Here is a 23,277-nt window from a genome sequence, read left to right as displayed (position 1 = left end):
CTCCATTGATCGACCCACGTGAACCGTTCGTTCGGGCTGGCCGACCGCCACGCGGCGAGGGCCGCCACGTCGCCGAGGAAGTCGTCACGCGGCTGGAGCACCGGCAGGAACGGCGCTGCCTGGACGGGCTGACCGCTGGGCAGCGGCAGGCGATCACCCTCACCTACTACGACGGCCGCTCCTACCGGGAGGTCGCTGAGCTGCTGAACGTCCGGTTGCCGGCGGTGAAGACGAGGATGCGCGACGGGCTGATCCGGTTGCGGACTGCCTCGGTGGACAGGCGGCCCGATGACCGACATCCACGCCTTGGCCGGTGCGTATGCGCTCGACGCGGTCGACAAGGTGGAATGGGCCGCGTTCACCCGCCATCTGGCGCAGAGCGACGTATGCCGGCTGGAGACCGGCGAGCTGCGGACGAGTGGCCGACCGGCACCTCGGCCCTCGACAGCCGACGCGAGCTGCTGGCGGACTGGGAGTTCGGCGAGGCTCATCTGGGGGCCGTAGTCGCCTGAGAGCGGAGCCGGAGACGGTGCTGCCACACCCGACGGTGCGGCGTGCCTCCGCCGACGTCGGCTGCGCCGGGGCCGGGTGCCTCGGCTGCCGGCTGCCCGGTGAGCCGGTGCTCACCCCGGCGGACACCGGGCTGCGGCGGCCAACGGGTGTACCGATTGTCTGGGCCGCGACATTCGGCGGCCACCGCCGCTACTCCCGCTACCAGCTACGCCTCGCCGCACGCGCCCGGGAACTCTGCGACCAGGGCACCGCGCTGGACGCCGCCTGCCGCATCATCATTCTCGAAGACCAGCTCGAAGAAGCACTCTGCCGCAACGGACAACACCGACAGCACTGACCGCGTGGCGGTGCCGCGACCGGGCGCCCGGTCCCGCGACCCGCCGACGGCTGTCGACACCCCATGGACCGCACGAGCGATCAAACTCGTCGCGGGCAAGCACGCCTCGGCACCGCGAGGCGGCTGCCTCCATGATCACCCAGCCCCAGAACAACCCGGTTACCAGCCAAAACGCGCTCAGTGCGGCTGCCCTACTAGCAGGCCTTGGGCTGGGCGTCTGGTGCGGGCCGGTAGATCGGGCCGCGCGCGAGGACCGGGTCAAGGATGCTGTCGGACAGAGACGCCGCCCGCCGCTACGTGAGCCCTCCCCCGGTTCGCCCGGCCGGCCAGTTCAACGCCCACTGGCCGGGTACTGCGCGGTCATGAAGGCTGTCGTGTACGAGGGACCGCGTACCGTCGCGGTCAAGGACGTGCCGGACCCCCGCATCGAGCACCCGCAAGACGTCTTGGTCCGGATCACCACCACCAACATCTGCGGCTCGGACTTGCACATGTACGACGGCCGCACAGACATGGAGACCGGCCGGATCCTCGGCCACGAGAACCTCGGCGAGGTGGTCGAGGCAGGCAAGGGCGTCGACAAGGTCCGCGCCGGCGACATGGTATGCCTGCCGTTCAACATCTCCTGCGGGTATTGCGCGAACTGCGAGCACGGCCTCACCGCCTTCTGCCTGCGGACGAATCCGGACCCGAACATGGTCGGCGCCGCGTACGGCTTCGCCGGCATGGGCCCGTACGAGGGAGGCCAGGCCGAGATGCTGCGGGTGCCCTTCGGTGACTTCAACTGCCTCGTGCTGCCGGAGAACGCTCGCGATCGGGATCGGCAGCGCGACTACGTGATGCTTGCCGACATCTTCCCGACCGGCTGGCACGCGACGCAGCTCGCCTGCGTGCAGCCCGGCGACTCGGTGGTGATCTACGGCGCCGGGCCGGTGGGTCAGATGGCCGCACTCTCGGCGACGATCAAGAATGCCTCGAAGATCATGGTGGTCGACTACCACCAGGACCGCCTGGAACTGGCCGCGAAGATCGGTGCGATTCCGATCGACGCCTCCAAGGAGTCCGTGGCGGACCGAGTGATGGAGGAGACGAACGGCGTCGGCGCGGACCGGGGCTGCGAGTGCGTCGGCTACCAGGCCCACGACGCGTCCGGGCAGGAGCACCCGGAGATGACGGTGAACTCACTCGTGCAGACCGTCAAGTTCGCCGGCACGATCGGCGTCGTCGGCGTCTTCGTACCCAAGGACCCGGGCAGCCCGGATCGGCTGTACAAGGAGGGGAAGGTCGCCTTCGACCACGGCGGATTCTGGACCAAGGGCCAGACGATGGCCACCGGGCAATGCAACGTCAAGGATTACAACCGGGCGCTGCTCAACCTTATCGTGGAGGACAAGGCGCGGCCGTCGTACGTCGTGTCACACGAGCTGCCGTTGAACCGAGCCCCGGAGGGCTATGAGCACTTCGACAAGCGTGAGCGCGGCTGGACCAAGGTGATCATGCACCCGGACCTCTGACGCGGAGGATTCGCGCCCGGTCCGGTGTGAAGCCTCGAAGCGATTCTCGGGCGACGGCGGTCAATACGAACGCTCAGGCCGCTGGATGCTCGGAGCTTTGTGAGCCCGACACAGCGGGGAACGGGGGTTAGCCGGCGACGCTTCGGGTAGATCGCGTTCGTGGCGAGGGGGTGGATGTGAACATGCTGGTCGAGACGCCGGACCGCTACGGGGCCTACCCACGCTTGGATGACGCCCAGATTCAGGCCCTCGCCGCCGGGGGGCAGCGCCACCGCGCAGAGACGGGCGAGGTATTCATCCGGGAGGGTGAGGAGAACTACGACTTCTTCGTGGTGCTCGCCGGCAAGGTAGCCGATGTCGAGGGGTTCGGCGGCGAGGAACGTGTCATCAGCGTGCACGGCCCCAAGCGGTTTCTGGGAGAGCTGAGCCTTGTCACCGGCCAGGCCGCCTTTTTCACATCGCAGGTGCGCGAGCCGGGCGAGGTCCTCAGGGTTCCGGTCGACCGTCTCAAGGCCGTTATCGCGCGGGATTCCACGCTGGGTGACCTGGTCCTGAAGGCGTACCTGATCCGCCGCTCCCTGCTCATTGGCCGCGGCGCCGGGCTTCGGATCATCGGATCCTGCTTCTCGCCCGACAACCGGCGGCTGCGCGAGTTCGCGGCCCGTAACCGCATCCCCTACCAGTGGGTCGACCTGGAGAAGGATCAGGACGCCGAGACACTGCTGCGCGAACTGCACGTGCGACCGGAGGAGACTCCGGTGGTGATCTGCCCGGCCGGGCAGGTGTTGCGTAACCCGAGCAACGCGGAGCTAGCACAGGCGGTGGGCCTGCCCGCACCTCGACCCGGCGCCACGGTGTGGGACCTCGCCATTGTCGGGGCCGGCCCGGCAGGCCTCGCCGCCGCCGTCTATGGCGCCTCGGAGGGGCTGGCGACGGTCGCCCTCGACGAGTTCGCCACCGGCGGTCAGGCCGGCCGATCGTCACAGATCGAGAACTACCCCGGTTTTCCTGCCGGGATCTCCGGCGGGGAACTGGCCGAGCGGGCGGTCGTCCAGGCGGAGAAGTTCGGAGCCAGCTTCAGCGTGCCGGCTCGGGCGCGCGGGCTGGAGGAACGAGAAGGCAACTATGTCATCGAGCTCGACGACGGCGGTGAGGTCACAGCACGGACCGTCCTGATCGCGACGGGCGTCCAGTACCGCAAGCTCGACGCTCCGCGATTCGAAGCGTTGGAAGCGACCAGCGTGTACTATGCGGCGACCCTCTCGGAGGCACTGTTCTGCCGCGACGACCCGGTTGCGGTCGTGGGCGGCGGCAACTCGGCGGGCCAGGCAGCGCTGTTCCTGTCGAAATACACGCGCGTCGTGCACCTACTGGCCCGCTGCGGCAACCTCCGCGAGACCATGTCACGCTACCTGGTCGACCGGGTCGAGACGACACCGGGCGTGCAGATCCACCTCCGCACCGAGGTGCGTGAGCTGGTGGGCGGCGACACCCTCGAACGGCTCGTGGTCGAGGACCAGCGCACCGGGCAGCGCCACGAGATTCCCGCCCGTGCGCTGTTCGTCTTCATCGGCGCGCGGCCGTGCACCGATTGGCTGACCGGTCAGGTCACCACCGACGAGGACGGCTTCATCCTCACCGGCCCGGACACCGACGAGTCAGGCCCGCAGCAACGGCCTCTGCTGCAGACCAGCCTGCCCGGCGTGTTCGCCGCCGGTGACGTGCGCCGGGGGTCGATCAAGCGGGTCACCTCGGCCGTGGGCGAAGGCGCCACGGCAGTGCGGCTGGTATGGAAGTACCTCCAGAGCACCGGCCGCGTCGCCGACCACGCCGCAGCTACCCTCCGATAGCCCAATCCGCATTCGGTGCGTCCGCGGGTGCAGCCGTCGCCGGAAGACCTGCGCGGGCGGATCACCACCGTGGAGAACCGCATCGTCGTCGCCCATTGATACGCGTCGCTCAGCACCAGAGAAGGCCGCTCGCCCCGGACCCATCAAGGTCGGGGCGAGCGAGCGGTCTGGCTCGCGGCTAGGACGGCGCGGCCCCGTCGACCTCGGAATGGCCGAAGCGCACGGCCTTGGCTGGGCGTCGTGGAGGGCTTGCTGAGATCGTTCGGTCAGTCGGTTGAGGTCCATGACCGCCTCCTGAGCGTTGCTTCCAGTTCGTCGATGCGGTCGAGCAGGTCGAGCAGGACACCGATGGCGGCGTAGTTGAGCGGCAGACCGGTGTACAGCCGGTGGATCCGCGCCGCGACGGCCAAGTCCACCGCCCGGAACCAGCGGATGCCGCGGGCGTCCACGGACGGCTCCAACAGTCCCAGGGCGGCGAGCCGGGCGACCAACTCCGGGTGCAGTCTGGCGGCGGCAGCGAACGCGTCCAGCGACAGGTACCGTGGCCGCACCAGCGCATAGGTCATGATGCCCCTCGCGGTTCGAACGAGTCATGGATCATGGAAACGTGCTACGGCGAGATCACTCATGTCGGTTGACGTGAGGTTGATCTACAGCTCCGGGCGGCTCCGGTTAGCCGAGAGCGTCGGTGATGGGCGTGTCCGCGGGCATGGTCACGACCAGCTTCCGGTTGGCGAACTCCTTGAAGCCGATCGAGGACAGCTCACGCCCGTACCCGGACTGCTTGATGCCGCCGAAGGGAAGGTTCGGCTCGGACGACGTCGGGTGGTTGATCCACACCATCCCGCTCTCGACCCGGCGTGCGACCGACCGGGCCCGCGCCGGATCGCTGCCGAACACGGCACCGCCGAGGCCGTAGGGCGAGTCGTTGGCGAGCGCGACCGCCTCGTCGTCGCTGCCCGCCCGATACACGACGGCGACCGGACCGAACAACTCCTCGTGGAAGGCGCGCATTTTCGGGGTCACGCCGACGAGGACCGTGGGTTGCACGAATGCGCCGGGGCGATCGACCCGCCCGCCGCCGACGACCGCGATCGCCCCCTTGTCGAGGGCATCACGGACCTGGTCCAACAGCTTCTCGGCGGCCCGCTCCGAGGACAGGGGCGCCAGCGTGGTGGCCTCGTCGGCAGGATCACCGGGCTGCAGCGCGCGCATACGCTGGGCAAGCGCGGTCACGAACCGGTCGAACGCGCCGGACATCACGATCATCCGCTTCGCACTCACGCAGCTCTGCCCCATGTTGTGCATGCGCCCCGCCATGGCCGCATCGACGGTGTGGTCGAAGTTGTCGCCGTCGAGAACGATGAACGGATCGCTGCCGCCCAGTTCCAGGACGCTCTTCCTCATGCTGCGCCCGGCCGCGGCCCCGACGCTGGCGCCGCCGCGCTCGCTGCCGGTCAGCGACGCGCCGCGCACGACGTCGAGTGCCACGACGCGATCGAACTCGGAGCCGGTGATCAGCAGGTTGGTGTACACCCCCTGTGGTATCCCCGCGTCGGTGAACAGCCGTTCCATGGCGAGCGCCGACTGCGGGGTGTTGCTCGCGTGCTTGAGCAGGATCGTGTTGCCCAGCACCAGATTCGGTCCGGCAAACCGCACCACCTGGTACACCGGGAAGTTCCACGGCTGGGCGCCCACGATCACGCCCAGGGGATCGTTGACGATAGCGGCCGACCCGCCGTCGAGCTCCAACGGCTCGTCGGCGAGCAACCCGGGCCCCTCATCGGCGCAGTACTGCAGGATCCTCGCGGACAGGTCCATCTCGGCGCGGCTGTGCCCGATGAGCTTGCCCATCTCCAGCGTCACCAGCTCGGCCAGTTCCTCGCCGCGCTCGCGCAGCAGCCGCGCGGCCCGGCCGACCAGCGTGGCCCGTTCGTCGACGCCGACCCGGCGCCAGGACTGGAATGCATGCTGCGCGTTCTGCGCCGCGTTGTCGACGGCCTCCGGGCTCATCGGCGGGAACTCACGGACGAGCTGGTTGTTGTAGGGGTTGACGGTGGCGATCGGGCTGTGCCGGACGGCGGAGGACGTGGACATGGGTTACTCCCTCGCGCAACGAATGGGGGACCCCGACTGCTACCCCGCGAGCATCGCCTGAACCAACCGGGGTTTGCCCACCCGGGGCCGAGGTAATGCGCTGCGATGAAGACGTTGAGCATGCGGATGGTGGGACTGCCGGCCGGTGAACAGATTCCCGTGCTGGGACAGGGAACGTGGGGCCTCGGTGAGGACCCGATGCGCCGCGACGAGGAGCTCACCGCGCTGCGGCTGGGCCTCGACCTGGAGATGACTCTCATCGACACCGCTGAGATGTACGGCGACGGCGCCGCCGAACGGCTCGTTGGTGACGCGGTCGTCGGCCGCCGCGACGAGGTGTTCCTGGTGACGAAGGTCCTGCCGGAGCACGCCGACCGGGCGGGCGCGATCGAGGCCTGCGACCGCAGCCTGCACCGGCTGCGGACCGGTCACATCGACCTGTACCTGCTGCATTGGCCCGGCCCGGTGCCCGTCGACGAGACCGTCGAGGCGTTCACGCTGCTGCAGCAGCAGGGCAAGATCCGGTTCTGGGGGGTCAGCAATTTCGACACCGTCGACCTGCGAGCGGCCACCGCGGTGCCCAACGGCCACTCCGTGCAGACGGACCAGGTGTTGTACAACCTGGCCCGCCGCGGCATCGAGTGGGATCTGCTGCCGGCGTGCCAGCGGTCCGGGCTGACCATCATGGCCTACGCGCCGTTCGACCACCGGGGAACCGTCCTGCGCCACCCGGCGGTCATCGCCGTCGCCGAGCGGCATGATGTCACCTCGGCGCAGGTAGCGCTGGCCTGGGTGATCCGCCAGGACGGGATCACCACGATCCCGAAGGCCGCCCACCCGGAGCACACCGCGGAGAACCGTGCCGCGCTGGACGTGCGACTCACCGCCGAGGACTTCGCCGACCTGGACCGCGCGTTCCCGCCGCCGGACGGCCCAAGTCCGCGATGGCCGGGGCCCTGCCGAACCTGACCGCGATGGTGATGGCCGAGGTCCACGCCGCGACCGACCCGACCCTCGGCTGGTGCAACAGCCAGACCGAGTTCGAGTTCACCCTCGACCTGCTCCTCGACGGCATTGAGCGGGCCGCACGATAACGAGCGGGTCAGGGCATCGGGATGGTCAGGACCTGGCCGGGGGATGCGGCTCGGGTCGGCGATGCCGTTCGCGTGCTGGATGTCCGGCCAGCGGGTCGCGTTCCCGCAGAAGGTGCGGGCGATCTTGCTCAGGGTGTCGCCGCGGACCACCGTGTACGTGCGCGGGGCGTGACGGTGGGCGCGGCGGCGGGCGGCTTCGGACACGCCGAAGAACCTCCGCGTCGCCGGCGTTATCGTGCTTCTCTACGCCCAGCCCTCACTCGGATCGTCCAGCTCACCGTCGACGACGTCATGCACGACGGAGAAGCAGTACTTCTCCGCCTCGGGGAACCGGCCTCACCGGTCCCCGAGCCGGCCGCTTCCCTGCTGCTGGACTACATCACCGACCGCGACAACATGAACACCGCCACCAACCAGGCGTCACATCCTCGCTCTTCCCATAGGTGCAGCACTTCACGCCGTTGCTGACCGACGCCGCCCGGTTCACGCGTCACGCCCCTGCTGAGAGGTGGTATGTCGACGAGACGTACATCAAGGTCAACGGCGTGTGGCGGTACGTCTATCGCGCCATCGACCAACACGGACGTCGACGTACTCATCTCGACTCGGTCGCCGCGGCGTTCACCGAACTCGCCCGGACGATCTGACCGCGGACCCGACACAGGTTCAACGTGTCCGCCGATCCCACAACGCAACGGCGCCGTCGTGCCCGCGTCAGCCGACCGTCGCGCGATCCCATCTGTTGTCGGAGGTCGGATTGGAGCTGCCCAGTCGCTCCCGCCCGCCCTACCCCCCGTTTGCCGCCTGGGCGCCCCGAATTCCGACGGGCGCTTCATACTGCCTTCTCTGCGATTGTTGTTTGGGCTATGACGGGCTTGAGGTCTGGCGCCGTGGGCTACAGCAGCGGCGTGGGTCCACGAGCTATCGGGATCTACTTGGCGAGCATGCCGGGTATCGGTGTGGGGTAGTCGCCGGTCATGCAGGCGGTGCAGAATCCGTTGGGCTCGGGAGAGATCGCCGTGAGCATGCTGTCGAGTTCCAGGTATGCCAAGGAGTCTGCGCCGAGGTGGTCGCGGATCTGGTCGACGGTCATGGTGGCGGCGACCAGTCTGCTGCGGTCGGCGGTGTCCAGGCCGTAAAAGCAGGACCACCGGTAGGGGGCGGAGAGCACGCGCAGGTGGATCTCGGCCGCGCCGGCGTCGCGCAGCAGCCGCATGGTGGCGCGCAGCGTGGTGGCCCGCACGATCGAGTCCTCGACGACGACCAACCGTTTGCCGGCTACGTTGTCTTCGATCGCGTTGAACTTGATCCGTACGGCGTTGTCCCGCAGTGTCTGGGTCGGTGCAATGAACGTGCGGCCGATGTAGCGATTCTTGATCAGGCCGTCGCCATACTCGATACCGGACTCGGCGGCGTAGCCCTGAGCGCCGGGGACCGACGAGTCGGGAATCGGCATGACCATGTCGGCGTCGACGGGCGCCTGTCGGGCGAGAGCCTGACCCATCCGGCGGCGGGCCGCGTGGACGCCGACACCGGCGAGCCGGCCGTCGGGACGGGCGATGTAGACGAACTCGAACGAGCACAGCGCGCGACGCCGCGACGCGGCGAACTGGACGCTGTGCACACCGTCGTCGTCGATGACAACGGCCTCGCCAAGGTCAATCTCGCGGATGACACGGGCGCCGACGACGTCGAGACCGGGCGTTTCAGAGGCGAGAACCCAGCCGCCGGTGTCGAGCCGGCCGAGGAACAGCGGCCGGAAGCCGTGCGGGTCGCGTGCGCCGATGAGCCGGGTCTCGTCCATCATGACGAACGAGTAGGCGCTCTCGAGCCGGGGCAGGACGGCGGACAGCGCGGCGATCAGGTCTCCGCCGCCGTCTGCGGTGAGGGCGCCGGCGAGCAGCGCGGCGACGACGTCGCTGTCGCTGACGTCGGCGGGGCCGGCGGCGAGTTCGGCGGTGTTGACCAGGTTGCCGTTGTGGCCGAGGGCGAAGAACACGTCGCCGGCCTGGCGGGCGACCGGCTGGGCGTTGTGCCAGGCACTGGCGCCGGTGGTGGCGTAGCGGGTGTGGCCGATCGCCATGATGCCAGGCAGCGCCCGCAGCCGGTGCTCGTCGAAGATCGCGGAGACCAGGCCCATGTCCTTGTCGACCAGGATCTTCGCGCCGTCGCTGACCGCGATGCCGGCGGACTCCTGGCCGCGGTGCTGCAGGGCGAACAGGCCGAGGTAGGTGAGGTGAGCTACGGGTTGACGTGGGTCGCGTACGCCGAAGACGCCGCAGGCTTCCTTGGGGCTGTCACTGCCGTCTGCCACCGGACGAACTATACGGAATCGGCGAGGCCGGCGAGGAACCGGCAGGCGCCCACGACCTGGTTCATCCCGAGCTGGGAGGCGGGCTACGCGCATGTTTATCCGCTGCATCCAGGCCGGGTCGTCGGTTACTACGCCCGGTCCAGGTGGCTGCGCCCGAGCCGGTATGCCTCGAGGAGATCATCGCCCCGATACTCGCTGGCGGCCAGACCGGCCAGATGCCGATCGGCGTTCACCGCGACGGTCGCCTCCAGGGACCGGAACAGCGGCGCGTCGGACATCGAGTCTCCGTACGCGACGCAACGCGAACGTGGCAGTGCGTGCCGCTGGAGCAGGTCGTCAACGACGAGGACTTTGTGCTCGGGAGTGAGAATCCGTGCGGGATCGATCACGTCGACGAAGGGCAGCGCCGGAAACACCGATGCCATCACGGTGTCGAAACCCCATGCGGTCAGGTGCCCGGCGAAGAAGTCCGGCGACATCGTGATCACGACGGAGGCCTCGCCGCGGGCGCGGATGTCCGCGCAGACCTCCGCGACGCCGGTCATCCACGGGCTCGCCGCGAACGCCGCGGCGACCATCTCTGGACGAAGGTCCTGCCATAGCTGGTGGATGGCGACCGCGAACGTCCGAGTATCGATCTCCTCGGCTGCGAATCTGCGCTCCAGGGCCAGCAGTTGCGTCTCGCTACCGTGTATCGACGCGATTTGCCGGCTCGCGGTGGTGCCGACCAGCAAGGTGCCATCCATGTCGAAGACGTGCAGCGCCGCCACATCGTCAAGGTCCACCGAGCGACCCTATCGTCAAGGACGTCGGGTACCGTCGCCCCATGTTGAGGGTGCTGTTCAGCGGCTGCTTGGGGGTGCCGCGATCCGCTTCAACGAGACTGGTGTGCTGGTCGATTCACCGATCTGGCGCCAGCTTGACGTGGTGCCACGCCTGCGGTATCAGGTCGTCGAGCACACCTGGGTACACTGCGGCGGCGTCGGTAACGACCTCAACGGTGCTTGTCGGATTCGGTGTCAATCTCGTCAGCGGCGACAAGCAGAAGCCCATAGGCGTTGGCCTGCTGTTGCTCGGCGCATTGGTCGAGTCGGTCGCGTTCGTCATCCCCCGCAGGGCTACGGACAAGCACGCTGCTGACCGACGAACCGCGCCTGACGTCGCCGGCTGACGCGCCACGATCTTGGACTCCTGTACCTGTCATGACAGGTACAGGAGTCCAAGATCTACAAGCTAGTGGAGGACCCGGTGGTCGACGTCGAGCGTGGTACCGAGGCGAACGGCGATCATCTCGTTGTCGTCGGGCTTGCCAGGCGTGCGGCCAGCCGACAGCGGGAAGTTGTTGTCGTTCGCGATGAGCAGGGTGCGGTTGTCGAGGATCAGCAGGCTCTCGATTGTGAAGAACGGGAACCGGAACGGGTCACCGAAGCCACCGACCCCGCGCGGGTTGGCAAGGTTCAGCAGGTCGGCCACCTCGGTCTTGTCCATCGCACCGTTGCCGTCGCGGTCGCGCAGGTCGGCCAGATAGATCTTTTTGAACAGGGCGGCGTCGCCCTGATTGTTGTCTCGCTCGATGACCAGAATCTGGCGCTGGTTGACCATCACCGCGTCGGCGACCGCATACGCGGGGTTCTCCAACTGGTAGCGCCAGGTGCGGCCGGTGTACGCGCCCGACTGCACGCTGAACTCGTTGAGCCGCAGGCTGCCGGCGGGGTCGCCGGCGACGACGCCCTCCAGCAGCGGATACAGGGTGCGCCTGTCCGGCGAGATAGCGATCGACTCGAAGCCCTTACTGCCGCCGAGGTTGGCCGGGGTGGTGCCGCGGAACGGGTTCTCCGGCGAGAACACGCCGGGCAATGACACCGGCGGCGACAGCAACCGGCCGGCGCAGTCGAAGTGCAGCAGGAACGGGCCGAACTCGTCACCGATCCAATAGGTCCCATCGGGCAGCCGGACGATCGACTCGGGGTCGAAGTCGAAGCCGCTGAGCACCCGATCCGGCCGGGTCAGCGGGAACGGCACGTGGTTGTTCGGGTCGGTGAGGTTGATCCCGCCGACCACGTCGACCGCGCCGGTGTGGAAGTTCGGCTTGACGCGCTGGATGCGCAGAATGAAGTCGGCGCTGTTGGCCTTGTTGCCGTAGCCGTTGTCGGACAGCATCTCGAACGAGCCGTCGGCGTTGCGGAGGACACCACTGAAGCCCTGGACGGGCTGGTTGGCGAATGGTGGCGTGATGCCGTTGATCGGCGCGGTGCCGAGCCGGGAGCCGGATGGTTCGCTACCGGGGACGAACGTCTGTGCCGGCAGCTTGGCGAACTGGTGCAACTGGGCCTCACCAGGCGCGGGCTCGTCACCCCCGTACGCCGGCCCGGCCGTGGCAATGACCAGCGCGACCGCGGCGGCCGATGCGCTCAGTTTCGTTTTCACTAGCGAACTCCTCCTCAACTGGTTCGCATCTCTGACACTGGGCCTTTCGGGTAGCGGCGAGTGACGTTGGGCAGTGCGTTCTCGTCAGTCGCTACAGCAGGCCGACGAGGTCTCTGGCAACGAGATGGTCTGATCATGTCCCGGCCCCGCTATCGCGAGCCGGGCGCCAGCGGCGTGCGCGCCGCCGCCATCTCACGATGAGCACGACGATCAGGAGCAGTCCGGCGGTCGGGGTGAGCACCAGCCAGTAGAGCCACCCCGCGGCCGGGAACACGGCCGGTTTGGGGGAGGGGCCGCCGAAGCGGCCGTCGAGCACCAAGTCGTGCGCGACGTCGATGTCCCAGATCTGCACACCCTCCGGGTGGATAAGCTGGGTCGTGCCGCCGCCGGGTCGTACCGCGAGCAGGTTGGCCGCGGAGACGGTCCGGTACGCCGTCGGCAACTCCAGCGACGGCTCCCGGTCGTAGTCGGGGCCCTGCTGGTTTTGGTAGGTGACAACTACCGCGGTGCCGTTGCGCTGCCAGCCGGCCAGCCGTACCACCGCGCCGGGCACCCGGTCGAACCCGCCGTCGGGCCCGGGTTGGCCGGTGGCGGCGTCCAGGGTCACCAGCCGCCATTGTCGCTGGTTCCGTGCGGCGTGGGTGCAGGCCACGGCGCAGCCGTCACGGTCGAACAGGGCGAGTCTCGTACCGTCGGCGGTGAACGCGCCGGTGCCGGCCAGACGCTGTCCCGCGCTGAGGGTGGCCAGCGTGAGCGAGCTGCCGTCGGCGGTGTTCACCAGGGCCAGCGTCCGGTCGAGTTGGACGGCGAGGTGGCGGCCGTCCGGAGCGAAGGCGGCCGAGTTGATCGGGTCGAACGCCGCCGTGCCGATGTCGAGGACCTTCCGGCTGCCCCCGGTGGCCACGTCGAGCAGCCACAGCGAGCCGCCGACGTAGCCGTACTTCGTCTCGTTGCCGTCGAACGGGGGTGTTTCCCCGTACTTGATCGGAGGTGATCCCGGCTTATGCCACAGCAGCAGTGCCGCGCTGTCGGGCTGCCAGGCCACCGGCACGGCGGCGGGTAGCCCCTTGAAGTGACGCGTATGCCCGGTGGCCAGGTTGACGACGCTCAACCGTCCCTGGGTCTGGCTAGACCCGATCAGGTCCTCGACGGCGTCCGGCCCGACCGCGAACCGGCCGTCGGGCGAGAGCTGCACCTGTTGGCCGACCTGCAGGTAGGTGTCCGCGTACCGGAGCATCCGGTACGACCCGTCCCGGCCCACCGAAGCGATCTTGGACCCGTACATCCCGGGCAGGTCTCCCCCGCCGAGCCCCTTGCCGGAACCGCTGAGCAGTACCGCCGCGGAACCCCCCGGGGACTGCGTCACCGGCGCCTGCCACACCCGCGGGTCGAACACCCGTCCAGGCACGGCCCCACCGGCGGGCGCGGCGACCGTTGACGGCGGCTCGGCGGCCAGCTCCAGCATGCCCGGGAGTGTCAGCGCCACCGCCAGCACAGTCAGCACCGCCACGACGGCGCCAGCGAGCCGGCGCTGGTACCGGCGTCGTCCGCGGCGCCAGAGGTCCTCCGGCACGCGCGCCGGCGCCATCCGGTCGGCCTCGGCCGCCAACATCAGCGGCAGTTTGGACTGTTCCGGCCCGGTCCGTCTCAACGTCCTACCTCCGCCTGCGAGAAATCGAGCTCGACCAGTTCCGGTGCGTACCGGCGCAACCGGGCCAGCGCGTCCCGGGTTTGGCTCTTCACCGTCCCGACGCGGCAGCCGAGCAGTTCGGCGATCTCGCTCTCGGTGCGGTCCTCGTAGAAGCGCAGCACCAGAACCGCGCGCTGGCCCGGTGCCAGCCGGGCCAGCGCCCGGCGTAGTGTCAGGCCGTCGGCGATCGTCGCGGTCGGGTCCGAGAGCGGCCGGTCTGCCGGTTCGTGGACGAGTTCCGGCCGGCGCCGGCCGCGCCGCCAGCGCGAGATGTGCTGGTGGTAGAGGGCGCGGCGCACGTACGCGTCCGGGTCGCCGCCGGCCGCGATCCGCCGCCACCGGCCGGCCACGCCCAGCAACGTCTCCTGCACCAAGTCCTCGGCCAGGTGCGCGTCGCCGGTCAGCAGATATGCGATCCGCGACAAGGCCGCAGTCCGGTCCCGCACATAGCTCGCGAACGTGTCCTCGGCATCCACCGCCACCTCCATACCATCAGACACGCCCAGCACGGCGGGTAAGGAGGGGTCTCCAGCGAAAAATTCGCGAGGCCCTGGACACCTGGGCGGTCAGGCAGCAGAGAACTCGCGCAAGAGGCACAGAAGAAACGGCCGGCCCCCTGCGGGGCACCGCAGCGGACCAGGAAGGGCGGGAACACGGCGGCAGCCGCACCGACAGATATTGACCGCATTCGACCGCAGTGAACGCGGGCCTCGGCATGCTCTTCGGCGGATTGTGTGGTACCTCCTGATCAACAACGTCCCGGCGCTGGACTTCATGGGCGCGCTCCGCGCCGCCGGCCGTCCCGTGGGCCCGAGCCCGGTCCTGGTCGGGGGGCTGGCGCTGGCCCTCGTGACGGCGGCGTTCACGGTGACGTCCGCCCGCCACGCCCGCCGTTAGGCAGCGGTTTCGTACGGCGGGGCTACAGCAGGCCGCGGTCGCGGGCGTAGACGGCGGCCTGGGTGCGGTCGCGCAGGCCGAGGCGGGTCAGGATGCGCGAGACGTGGTTCTTCACGGTGCCCTCGCTGACGTGGATGCGGCGGGCGATCTCGCGGTTCGTCGAGCCGGTCGCGACGAGGCGCAGGATGTCCAGCTCGCGCGGGGTCAGGCCGTCCGGTGGTCGTTGGTCCGCTCACCCAAGACCGCAGGGGATGAATGTGGTCGGGATGATGGCCAGCAGCTCGGTGCCGCCGCCGGTGGGGCTGGTGATGGTGAGGTGTCCGCCGAGTGCCTCGACGCGGTCCTGGAGGCCGGTGAGGCCGGTCCCGCGGTTCGGGTCGGCGCCGCCGACACCGTCGTCACGAATCGACAGGTGCAGGGCGGCGTCCCGGGCTGCCGCATGCACGTGCACCACCGTGGCGTGGGCGTGTCTGGCCGCGTTGGTCAGTGCTTCGGAGGCGACGTGGTAGGCGGCCACCTCAACCACTGGAGGCAGGCGCGGGCAGGCATGAAGGTCGAGTTCGACCGGTACCGGCGATCTGCGGCGCGGCGACGAGCCAGGGCGAGCCCGCTGCTGCGGGTCACCCCACATCCGTGGGGTGACGGACCAGTGACAGAACGCCTCTACTCTGCGCAGAGGGGGTGGGGTCACATGAGTCTTCTCGATTCGTACGACGATGCGCTGGACGATGCGCTGGTTACGGACGACCAGCAGTGGGCCGATCCGGGGGCCGTTCGCGTGACCGACGTCCTGCGACAGACGCTGCGCGAGGAGTACGCGGGCGCCAGCGACGAGGAGCTCGACCGTGCCCTGGCCGAGGTCGTCAACGCGATGAACCCGGCGGAGGCGTTCAACTTCGCCAAAGGCGTCAGCCAGATCGGCAAAAGTGCGGGCCAGCTACTGGCGGATCCGGCGGTGGCGTCCATCGTGCGCAGCGTCGCGCCGGTCGCTGGAGGCGCGCTCGGCACCGTGATCGGCGGTCCGGCGGGTACCGCCCTGGGCAGTCGGCTCGGGACGGTCGCAGCCAACGCGATGCCGACCCGGCAGGCGGCGCAACCAGCCCCGGCCCCGGCGGTTCCCGCGGTGGCTCCGGGAGTACCCGCGATGCCGACCGTGGCGTCGCCGGTCGCCGGCGGATCGGCCGCCGCCGCCAGGGCGTTCTTCATGGCGAACCAGCGGGAACTCCTGCAGGGCCTGCTGTCGACCGCGTTCGGCCAGCGCGGCCGGCAGGTGGTCGGCGGCATTCCGGTCGCCCAACTGCTGGGCATGTTCAGCCAGATCGTTGGCCAGGCGGCCGCCGACGCCGACCAGCTACGGTACCTCGAACGCGGCGGCGACGACGGCGAGAGCCTGGCCTACGGCACGCCCGCCGCTCACCAGGTGCTGTACACGAGCCTGATCGACGCCGACCATCTCGAGCTCGCCGAGGCGCTCGACTCTGACGGAGTGCACTGACGAATCATGGCTGAGCTGGATGACGTGATGGCCCTGCTGGCGCAGGTGCTCGCCGACCCGGCCGTCTTCGCGGAACGGCTGGCCGAGCAGGCGGTGACGCGGTTCGCCCAAGGGGGCGGCGCGGGTGGCAGCGGTCTCGACGCGAGCCGGGTCTTCGACGCGGCAGGGGCTGCAGGGTACGAACCAACGCACAACAGCGACACCAATGTTCTGCTCGCGGCGGCGCTCGGCGCTTGCGACTGCTGGGGATCGCGGGTCGGCTGCCCGGCCTGCCACGGCGAGGGCTCGCCCGGCTGGATCGCGCCGGACGTGGCGCTGTTCCAGAAATTCGTCGGCCCGGCGGTGGAGAAGCTATCGGTGACCGGCATCGACGACGACCAGGCCGCGACCACGGACGACGACAGCCGAGTTGGCACGAGCCGGGGGGAAAGTAGATGAGCATTGGCACACTGAACGGCTACGAGTCCGAAGACTTCGACCAGGAAGCCGAGGACTTCGACAGCGATGAAACGCGAACGGAGGCGGAACGACGTCGGCGCGCCCGCCAGATCGCCGCTGCCCGCCGCCGCATGGCGCAGGGCCGGCCGCGCCCGTTGACGCCGACCGCGGCGGGTCGGCCACCCACGCCGCGCGAGACGGTGGCAGCGATCCGTAACCTGGACCTTGAAACCAAGGTCGGTGAGGATTCCCTGCGCCGAGCCCTCGACCAGGCAAATCGCCGGGCGAGTCGCGCCACGTACGTGGCGGTCGGCAGCGTCGCGGTCGACCAGGCCCTGGACACGTTCAGGGCCGATCTCGAGAGCCACGACATCCTGCGCGCCGCACTGCGGTTCGCGCCCCTGCTCCTGCTGTCTCCGCAGCGCACGCGCCCCGGGCTGGAGGGCTACCTGCTGGACCCCCGGGTGCTCGGCGGCGCGGCAGTCGCCGGCATCGCGGCCGTGGGCGCGTTCCGCAAGCGAGGCACGGCTGTCGACCACATTAAGATAAACCAGCCGAAGCTGGCCGGCGGCCAGCGCGGCAAGTTCCTCGGACTCGCGTTCGACGGGAAGGGCCGTGAGGTCGCCGCGACGATCCGCTGGAGGTCCAGCACCCCCCAATTCTTGGAGGTGCAGGACGACGGGAGCTTCGAGGTGCCGAAGCTGTCGGACGAGCAGACTGTTTTGGTGACCGCAGAAGCCGACGGCCGCCGGGAAAGTATCTTCGTCACAGTCCCGCGTGACGATGGGATTGGGAATCCTTCCGCCGGTCGCAGCTAGGAGACGGGCGGCGGTGAGCGAACGTACGCAGTTGTCGATGGATCCAGCTCTCTGGGAAGATCTCGCCGAGACGGATACCGATCGTGATCGGGTGATCGAGGCGATCATTCGCCTCGCCCGGCCGGACGTGGAGGTCCCGGACGTCCGGATGGTGTCTCGGTTCGGTGCGATCGCGACCTGCCGCGTCCCCGCGAGTGAGGTCTTGGCGGTGCGCGCCCACCCCAATGTCATCAGCCTGAAGGCGGCCCGGTCGCTGAGCCCGGGCATTGCGCCCACGGCCGAGGCGCCGGCCGCCGCCGGACCGGCCCGGGCCACCGACGTCCGCCGCGATCCCCAACTCGCGGTGACCGGCAGGGGTGTCGTCGTGGCCGCGGTGGACTGGGGCGTCGACGTCGATGCCGCGGCGTTGCGCCTCCCGCCCGAACCAGACGCGGACGACGTGGGCGGTACTCGTTTCCTGGCGCTGTGGGACCAGCGTGACCGCGGGGACGCGGACGGGCTGCAGCCGTACGGGTACGGGACTGTCCACGACCGGGCGGCGATCGACGCGGCGCTGCGGGATCCGCGGCCGTACGAGCGGCTGGGCTACCACCCCGCGATCGCCGACCGCGGTACCGGTACGCACGGCATGCACGTCCTCGACATCGCGGCCGGCAACGGTCGCGGGGGTGGGCCGGTCGGCATCGCGCCCGAGGCTGATCTCGTCTTCGTGCATCTGGCGGACCGTGACACGGGCGGGCTGGCCAACCTCGGCGACTCGGTCCGGCTGCTCGAAGCGGTCGACTTCGTTGCTCGTACCGCCGGCGCCAGGCCCTGGGTGGTCAACGTGAGCGTCGGTCGGCACGGTGGGCCGCACGACGGTGCGACTCTCGTCGAGTTGGCGTTCGATGCCTTGCTTGCCGAGGCGCCCGGCCGGTTCATTGTGCAGAGCGCCGGGAACTACTACCAGGCCCGCACGCATGCCTCGGGCACCCTCCGGCCGGGCGAGACCCGGTCGTTCAGCTTCGTCACCGAACCGGGCGACGCGACCCTGAACGAGCTGGAAATCTGGTACGGCGGTGACGACGAGTTCGTGGTGCGGATCGATCCGCCCGGCTACACCGGTGGTCGCCCGGTCCGGCTCGGTGAACGGGCGGACGTCCGCGCGGGTGGGCGGGTCATCGGCCGGATCTACCACCGGGACCGGGACCCCAACAACGGATTGAACCACGTCGATGCGTTCCTGTACCCGGTCGGTCTCGCCGGAACGTGGACCGTGACGCTCGAGGCCCGCCGCGTGGTCGACGGCCGGTTCGACGCCTGGCTGGAGCGCGACGACGTGTGCCGCCCCTGCCAGGCGCGGTTCACCCGGCGGCACAGCAGCCCCACCTGCACTACCGGCACCATCGCTAACAGCCGCCTCCCGCTGGTGGTCGGCGCCTACAACGGCCACGACCCGGCCCGGCCGGTGGCCCCCTTCTCCAGTGCTGGCCCGACCCGCGACGGGCGCTGCAAGCCGGATGTCGGCGCGCCCGGCAGCGAAGTCCTCGCGGGCCGGTCTGCGGCCGCCGGCACCAGCCGCAACGCCGGTCTGCTCGTCCGCAAGTCTGGAACCAGCATGGCAGCACCCCATGTGACCGGAGCGCTGGCATTGAGCTTTTCGCTAGCCGGCCATCAACTCACCGCCAGGGAGATCCGCTCGGCCGTCCTCGCGAGCTGCGACCCGCCCCGCTCGCCCGACCCCGATCGCCGCCTCGGCTGCGGCTACCTCAACGTCCCAAAGGTGATTTTGACGGTACGACGGGCCTTGGCGGCCAAGGCAGTCGCGCCCGGCATCGAGGAGTCGACCATGGATTTCGTGCCCACCCAGCCAGCGCTTCCGGTGGCCCCCGCCATCGCCTACCGGGAGTACATCTACCGGCCCTTCGGCTCGGTCGCGCATTGGATCGAGGAACGCTACGCTGTCGTGTGCCGGCCGGGCCGGTGCCCGGACCGCGCTCCCCGCCCGGGTGACGTGCTCATCGAGGTGGCGCTGGGCTGGAATGAGCCGGGCCGGTGCACGGTGCTTGACAGCGAGGCACTTGACCTGGTGGGCACGCTGCGATGGTTGTCGCAGGGGCAGCTCATCCTGCGACCGCTGCCTGGTCTGGACGCCGGAGCCGCCTACGCAACGGACGCCGAGGACCGGACCCGGCCGCTCGGACTGGACCGGGAGCCGGACCCGCCGGATCAGACGTTCGAGGAGCGCGGCTGCGGCTGCGGCTCGACCGACTCGCTCCGTGACTCGTTCGGTGAGGATGCCGGTCCCTCGGATCCGGGACCGTGGAAGGGAACGGCGGAGCAGGAGGACTTTCGCTCGCGTGTGCTGGCCGCGCATATCGCCCGGAGCCGTATGGTCAAGGGCGCTCCGCAGCGGGACTTGCGCGAGGACGAGCTCAGCGACGTCCCGGGTACCTGCCGTACCAAGGGTGGCAAGACCACGTGTGTCCGGACCGCGACAGCGACGGCAGAGGCGGCCCGTCGCCTACTCGAGGCGGCGAACTCCGACCTCGCGGCGGCAAGGAAGGCGGGCGATGCCGACGCACTGCGGACCGTCAAGGTGACGGCAGCCAGTGGCTACCGCGGCAGTGACCACCAGAAGGGGCTTTGGCTGGGCTACTTCGCCACCAAGTACTACGACCGGACTCGTGCGGCTCGGGCGAAGATCGCGGACGGACCGCACTCCGACGCGGCCGTCGACTACATGCTGCGGCCCAAGGGCGACGGTGGCTACGGCATCGGCGGCCGCATCGCCGCACCCGGTTTCAGTAATCACCAGGGCGGTATCGCGATCGACCTCTGGCAGGACCGGATCAAGGGCAACGAGATCTTCAACGACTCCGACGACCCGTCCAGGTGCCGGTGGCGGCAGAGCTGGTTCCACGGCTGGCTACGCACGCACGCGGCGGCGTACGGGTTCCAGCCGATCGCCACCGAGGAGTGGCACTGGGAGTACCGCCCAGGCATCAAGGCCACGGCGGACCTGACCGACCACCGGGGCGGGAAGCTGTGGACGTTCGCCTCGCGGACACTTCCGCAGCCGGTCGCGGTGTTCTGCCCGAAGGCGGCGCTCGGCCGGCGAGACGTGGACCTACTGATCTTCGCCCACGGCCTGCTGCGTGGTTGTACCCGGCCCAAGCGGGTTCCGGCCGGGTTCGTGACCGACGCACCGTTCGAGCTCGGCCGGATCGTCGACGCGTCGGGCCAGCCGGTCGTCCTCGTCGTACCGCTGCTGGACTGGGGCAACCCGTGCGGCGAGGTCGTCTTCGGCCGGGGCCACACACACTGGCATCCCCTCGGCAAACCGGCCGTGCTCAACGCCGTCGTCAACGAGGTCCTAACCCAGGTCGGCGCCGTCCAGGGCGTGGCCGCCCCGTCGCTGCGGGAGCTCGCCGTCGCCGGACACTCCCGTGCTTACGACGTGCTGGAACCGCTCGCCGCGAGCCGCACCGACACGGCGATGGGGCAGGGAGCGCTGGCCCGGCTGAGCCAGGTGTGGGCGTTCGACACAACGTACGCCGGGGACGTCGCGGCGTGGACCGACTGGCTCAGGCTGAATCCGTCATTGCAGCTATACCTCTACTACAGGCCCGGCAGCAAGACCGGCACGATCGGGGACCGGTTTTACGCCCAGCGCAGCGACCGGCTGTTCGTGACCAAGGTCAAGGAGGTCCACTGCGCCGTGCCTGCCACGCGCCTGACCGAGCTGATGTCGAGGCCGGCGGCCGCGACCGGGCCCGGCGAAGAGGAATCCCACGAGGCAACGCACGACGCTGATCTGGAACCGTTCGACGCCGGGCTCACGGCTGTCGGCGGCTTGACCGACGTCGAAGACCTGGACACCTTCGACACAGCGGATGCTGAAGCCGCGCTCGACCCGGACCTCAGCGCGACCCTCGGGCTGGAAGGTGCGGGCTCGGAGTACAGCGAGGATTTCGACGACATCGAGGACTTCGGCGACCGCGTCAGCGACGACGAAGTGACCCTCGAGACCAGCGGGAGCCGGTGATGGACAGCTACCGGGACACTGAAGATACAAAACCGGACACACCGTCTAAGGAGTGCCTCACACGGGCAGCCAGCCTGAAGGTGGCCGTTGTGGGCGGTGGGCTCGGCGGACTCATGGCGGCACGCACGCTGGCCCGGTGGGGCGTCAAGGTGACGGTGTACGAGGCGCGGGCGCAGGTCGGCGGGCGGGTGCTGAGCGACTCGACGTTCGCGAACGGCAGGATCACCGAGGCCGGGGCCGAGCTGATCGGCTCGATCCACACGCGGTGGTGCGCGCTGGCCAAGGAGTACGGCATCTCGCTGATCAGCCGCATGGACGCCGAACTGTACCGCGGCCAACAGATGCAGGAGCGGATAATCCTCGACCGGCTGCTCACGAGCGAGGAGATCGCAGACATCGAGGAGAAGAAGATCAACCGGGTGCTGCGGCCGATGGCCGAGTTCGCCCGCACGAGCATCCAATCCGGCAAGGAGAGCGAGCCCTGGAACCAGCCCGGCTTGGACACATACGACCGTACATCCGTGGCGGATGCGCTGAAGAATCGGTTCGGCGTCAGCACGAGCGAGCGGCTGTGGCTGGCGATGGAGCATTTGCTCGTCAACAACAACGTATCTCGGCTTGAGCACATGAGCTTCCTCGCCCTGCTCTGCCTGATCCGGGGCGGTCAGACGGGGCAGAGAGCGGGCAAACCGGTGACCATCGCGCCGGACCCGCTGATGGGCTACTGGGACGAGCTGGAGATCTACCGATGCGGTGACGGCTGCCAGCGTCTGGCCCAGGCGATCGCCGGCGACGTGCACGCCAGTAAGGGCTGCCGCGTCATCCGCAACATGGGTGTTCGCCGGATCGACCTGCGTCCCCAGGGCGGTGGTGTGCTGGTGACAGCGCGGAGTACGAAGAACACCCGGTTCGACGAGTGGCTGCGCGAGAAGATCCCGGCCAACCCGCTGATGGACACCCGCCGCTACGACTGCGTGGTCTTCGCCGTACCGCCGTCCGTCTGGGGCGATCTCGAGATCACGCCGATCCATCCGAAGGACGTCATCGGGCTTATGGGTTCGGGCGCGGCGGTGAAGTTCTTCAGCAATGTCAAGGAGCGGTTCTGGGTAAAGGACGGTTTTGCGCCGCTGGGCGGTTCGCTGGAGATTGGGCAGGTCTGGGAAGGTACGGACAACCAGACGCGCGTTAAAGGCCAGGACATCGTGTTGAGCGTGTTCACCGGGGCGCGTACGCCGAGCGTCGACGACTACAAGAAGGGGCTGGGCCGCCTCTACCCTGCCGATCCCCGCAACAGGGACTCAGGCTATCTCCGCAACCTGCGAAAGACGATGCTCGTCGACTGGTCAAGACAGCCGTTCATCCGGACCGGCTATTCCTCACCTCAAGTCGGTGAGGTCTTCAGGGTCGGCAAAAAACTGAACGAGCCGTTTCAGGGCCGGCTGTTCTTCGCCGGTGAGCACACCCAGATGGACCATTTCGGCTACATGGAAGGCGCCATCCGGTCCGGCGAGCGGGCTGCCCGGCTGCTCGTAGACCAGATCTGCCGGCCGCTGAACAAGCCGCCCGAACCGGTCCTGGTGGCCGCCACCGGCAGTACCGCCCCGGCCGGCTGAACAGACCTACTGCGGGAACACCAAGAATCTGCGGGTACGACGTGAGGAGAGTCGCGTGGCTACCCTCGACGCTGCGGCCACCGCGGACCGGTGAATGCGGTGGCGGTGGGCCGGCTCGGCGACCGCGACGTCATCGTCTTCAGCGGCCGAGAC

The 23,277-nt window shown here is 69.2% G+C and carries 22 protein-coding genes and 2 pseudogenes; 15 read left to right on the top strand and 9 right to left on the bottom strand.

What is annotated here, in order from left to right; translation table 11 throughout:
* Positions 1-5 precede the first annotated feature (5 nt).
* The 5 genes and pseudogenes from Drose_RS15875 to Drose_RS15855 all read left to right on the top strand — a co-directional run.
* Positions 6-203, top strand: a pseudogene (locus tag Drose_RS15875) (sigma factor-like helix-turn-helix DNA-binding protein); the annotation flags it as partial.
* Positions 204-288: 85 nt separating this feature from the next.
* On the top strand, positions 289-504 hold the full coding sequence (locus Drose_RS15870) for an RskA family anti-sigma factor (protein WP_260729991.1): 216 nt from the start codon (positions 289-291) through the stop codon (positions 502-504).
* 25 nt (positions 505-529) lie between these two features.
* Complete coding sequence (locus tag Drose_RS15865) at positions 530-850, top strand: hypothetical protein (RefSeq protein ID WP_260728970.1); 321 nt, start codon at positions 530-532, stop codon at positions 848-850.
* A 362-nt stretch (positions 851-1,212) separates the two neighbouring features.
* The gene (locus tag Drose_RS15860) at positions 1,213-2,364 is read left to right on the top strand and encodes a glutathione-independent formaldehyde dehydrogenase (RefSeq protein ID WP_260728969.1); all 1,152 of its coding nucleotides are present in this window, start codon (positions 1,213-1,215) and stop codon (positions 2,362-2,364) included.
* 182 nt (positions 2,365-2,546) lie between these two features.
* Positions 2,547-4,214 carry an FAD-dependent oxidoreductase gene (locus tag Drose_RS15855; protein ID WP_260728968.1) on the top strand — a complete coding sequence of 556 codons (1,668 nt, stop codon included), beginning with the start codon at positions 2,547-2,549 and terminating at the stop codon, positions 4,212-4,214.
* A 266-nt stretch (positions 4,215-4,480) separates the two neighbouring features.
* On the opposite strand, the gene Drose_RS15850 is transcribed toward Drose_RS15855, so the two are convergent.
* Both Drose_RS15850 and Drose_RS15845 read right to left on the bottom strand, forming a co-directional pair.
* Entirely contained in the window at positions 4,481-4,780 is a 300-nt protein-coding gene (locus Drose_RS15850) for a chaperone modulator CbpM (protein WP_260728967.1), read from the bottom strand.
* Positions 4,781-4,886: 106 nt separating this feature from the next.
* Positions 4,887-6,311 carry an NAD-dependent succinate-semialdehyde dehydrogenase gene (locus Drose_RS15845; RefSeq protein ID WP_260728966.1) on the bottom strand — a complete coding sequence of 475 codons (1,425 nt, stop codon included), beginning with the start codon at positions 6,309-6,311 and terminating at the stop codon, positions 4,887-4,889.
* 105 nt (positions 6,312-6,416) lie between these two features.
* On the opposite strand from Drose_RS15845, the gene Drose_RS15840 reads away from it, so the two are divergent.
* The 3 genes and pseudogenes from Drose_RS15840 to Drose_RS15830 all read left to right on the top strand — a co-directional run.
* Positions 6,417-7,280, top strand: coding sequence for an aldo/keto reductase (locus tag Drose_RS15840; RefSeq protein ID WP_260728965.1), 864 nt, complete (start codon positions 6,417-6,419; stop codon positions 7,278-7,280).
* Between the two features lie 168 nt (positions 7,281-7,448).
* Positions 7,449-7,577 carry a hypothetical protein gene (locus Drose_RS39340; RefSeq protein ID WP_260728964.1) on the top strand — a complete coding sequence of 43 codons (129 nt, stop codon included), beginning with the start codon at positions 7,449-7,451 and terminating at the stop codon, positions 7,575-7,577.
* Positions 7,578-7,848: 271 nt separating this feature from the next.
* A pseudogene (locus Drose_RS15830) lies at positions 7,849-7,992 on the top strand (DDE-type integrase/transposase/recombinase); the annotation flags it as partial.
* Between the two features lie 344 nt (positions 7,993-8,336).
* On the opposite strand, the gene purF reads toward Drose_RS15830, so the two are convergent.
* Together purF and Drose_RS15820 are read right to left on the bottom strand one after the other, a co-directional pair.
* On the bottom strand, positions 8,337-9,719 hold the full coding sequence (gene purF / locus Drose_RS15825; protein ID WP_260728962.1) for an amidophosphoribosyltransferase: 1,383 nt from the start codon (positions 9,717-9,719) through the stop codon (positions 8,337-8,339).
* Positions 9,720-9,847: 128 nt separating this feature from the next.
* Positions 9,848-10,504, bottom strand: coding sequence for an HAD family hydrolase (locus tag Drose_RS15820; RefSeq protein WP_260728961.1), 657 nt, complete (start codon positions 10,502-10,504; stop codon positions 9,848-9,850).
* 215 nt (positions 10,505-10,719) lie between these two features.
* Here Drose_RS15820 and Drose_RS15815 point away from each other — a divergent pair, with 215 nt between their 5' ends.
* Complete coding sequence (locus Drose_RS15815; RefSeq protein WP_260728960.1) at positions 10,720-10,890, top strand: hypothetical protein; 171 nt, start codon at positions 10,720-10,722, stop codon at positions 10,888-10,890.
* Positions 10,891-10,952: 62 nt separating this feature from the next.
* Here Drose_RS15815 and Drose_RS15810 read toward each other — a convergent pair whose 3' ends face one another.
* The 3 genes from Drose_RS15810 to Drose_RS15800 form a co-directional block, all read right to left on the bottom strand.
* Entirely contained in the window at positions 10,953-12,146 is a 1,194-nt protein-coding gene (locus tag Drose_RS15810; RefSeq protein WP_260728959.1) for an esterase-like activity of phytase family protein, read from the bottom strand.
* A gap of 133 nt (positions 12,147-12,279) precedes the next feature.
* Positions 12,280-13,758, bottom strand: coding sequence for a WD40 repeat domain-containing protein (locus Drose_RS15805; protein ID WP_260728958.1), 1,479 nt, complete (start codon positions 13,756-13,758; stop codon positions 12,280-12,282).
* Between the two features lie 35 nt (positions 13,759-13,793).
* Entirely contained in the window at positions 13,794-14,312 is a 519-nt protein-coding gene (locus Drose_RS15800; RefSeq protein ID WP_260728957.1) for a SigE family RNA polymerase sigma factor, read from the bottom strand.
* Between the two features lie 256 nt (positions 14,313-14,568).
* On the opposite strand from Drose_RS15800, the gene Drose_RS15795 reads away from it, so the two are divergent.
* Positions 14,569-14,733 (top strand): PIN domain-containing protein, encoded by a 165-nt coding sequence (locus Drose_RS15795; protein WP_260728956.1) that lies wholly within the window; start codon positions 14,569-14,571, stop codon positions 14,731-14,733.
* Positions 14,734-14,755: 22 nt separating this feature from the next.
* Here Drose_RS15795 and Drose_RS15790 read toward each other — a convergent pair whose 3' ends face one another.
* Entirely contained in the window at positions 14,756-14,917 is a 162-nt protein-coding gene (locus Drose_RS15790; protein ID WP_313900047.1) for a response regulator transcription factor, read from the bottom strand.
* Between the two features lie 48 nt (positions 14,918-14,965).
* Positions 14,966-15,250: a sensor histidine kinase gene (locus Drose_RS15785; protein WP_260728955.1), complete on the bottom strand. Its 285-nt coding sequence runs from the start codon at positions 15,248-15,250 to the stop codon at positions 14,966-14,968.
* Positions 15,251-15,424: 174 nt separating this feature from the next.
* Here Drose_RS15785 and Drose_RS15780 point away from each other — a divergent pair, with 174 nt between their 5' ends.
* From Drose_RS15780 to Drose_RS15760, 5 genes are read left to right on the top strand one after another with little or no spacing between them, the layout of a single operon-like run.
* Complete coding sequence (locus Drose_RS15780; RefSeq protein WP_260728954.1) at positions 15,425-16,228, top strand: hypothetical protein; 804 nt, start codon at positions 15,425-15,427, stop codon at positions 16,226-16,228.
* 6 nt (positions 16,229-16,234) lie between these two features.
* Positions 16,235-16,666, top strand: coding sequence for a hypothetical protein (locus tag Drose_RS15775; protein WP_260728953.1), 432 nt, complete (start codon positions 16,235-16,237; stop codon positions 16,664-16,666).
* Positions 16,663-17,484: a hypothetical protein gene (locus Drose_RS15770; RefSeq protein WP_260728952.1), complete on the top strand. Its 822-nt coding sequence runs from the start codon at positions 16,663-16,665 to the stop codon at positions 17,482-17,484. The genes Drose_RS15775 and Drose_RS15770 overlap by 4 nt, the downstream gene beginning before the upstream one ends.
* A gap of 13 nt (positions 17,485-17,497) precedes the next feature.
* Positions 17,498-21,511: a S8 family serine peptidase gene (locus tag Drose_RS15765; RefSeq protein WP_260728951.1), complete on the top strand. Its 4,014-nt coding sequence runs from the start codon at positions 17,498-17,500 to the stop codon at positions 21,509-21,511.
* Positions 21,511-23,124, top strand: coding sequence for a flavin monoamine oxidase family protein (locus tag Drose_RS15760; protein ID WP_260728950.1), 1,614 nt, complete (start codon positions 21,511-21,513; stop codon positions 23,122-23,124). Before Drose_RS15765 ends, Drose_RS15760 begins: the two co-directional genes overlap by 1 nt.
* Positions 23,125-23,277: the final 153 nt, after the last annotated feature.

The sequence above is a fragment of the Dactylosporangium roseum genome, from assembly GCF_025264685.1.
Classification (GTDB): Bacteria; Actinomycetota; Actinomycetes; order Mycobacteriales; family Micromonosporaceae; genus Dactylosporangium; species Dactylosporangium roseum.
The sequence above is the reverse complement of the archived record's forward strand: the minus strand, read 5'-3'. Positions and strand labels throughout refer to the sequence as shown.

Excerpts from the sequence above, each read along its gene's own strand:
- Drose_RS15775 (WP_260728953.1), top strand. The coding sequence starts at position 16,235 with ATGGCTGAGCTGGATGACGTGATGGCCCTGCTGGCGCAGGTGCTCGCC.
- Drose_RS15780 (WP_260728954.1), top strand. The coding sequence starts at position 15,425 with ATGAGTCTTCTCGATTCGTACGACGATGCGCTGGACGATGCGCTGGTT.
- Drose_RS15850 (WP_260728967.1), bottom strand. The coding sequence starts at position 4,780 with ATGACCTATGCGCTGGTGCGGCCACGGTACCTGTCGCTGGACGCGTTC.
- Drose_RS15770 (WP_260728952.1), top strand. The coding sequence starts at position 16,663 with ATGAGCATTGGCACACTGAACGGCTACGAGTCCGAAGACTTCGACCAG.
- Drose_RS15860 (WP_260728969.1), top strand. The coding sequence starts at position 1,213 with ATGAAGGCTGTCGTGTACGAGGGACCGCGTACCGTCGCGGTCAAGGAC.
- Drose_RS15760 (WP_260728950.1), top strand. The coding sequence starts at position 21,511 with ATGGACAGCTACCGGGACACTGAAGATACAAAACCGGACACACCGTCT.
- Drose_RS15870 (WP_260729991.1), top strand. The coding sequence starts at position 289 with ATGACCGACATCCACGCCTTGGCCGGTGCGTATGCGCTCGACGCGGTC.
- Drose_RS15845 (WP_260728966.1), bottom strand. The coding sequence starts at position 6,311 with ATGTCCACGTCCTCCGCCGTCCGGCACAGCCCGATCGCCACCGTCAAC.
- Drose_RS39340 (WP_260728964.1), top strand. The coding sequence starts at position 7,449 with ATGCGGCTCGGGTCGGCGATGCCGTTCGCGTGCTGGATGTCCGGCCAG.
- Drose_RS15840 (WP_260728965.1), top strand. The coding sequence starts at position 6,417 with ATGAAGACGTTGAGCATGCGGATGGTGGGACTGCCGGCCGGTGAACAG.
- Drose_RS15805 (WP_260728958.1), bottom strand. The coding sequence starts at position 13,758 with ATGTTGGCGGCCGAGGCCGACCGGATGGCGCCGGCGCGCGTGCCGGAG.
- Drose_RS15855 (WP_260728968.1), top strand. The coding sequence starts at position 2,547 with ATGCTGGTCGAGACGCCGGACCGCTACGGGGCCTACCCACGCTTGGAT.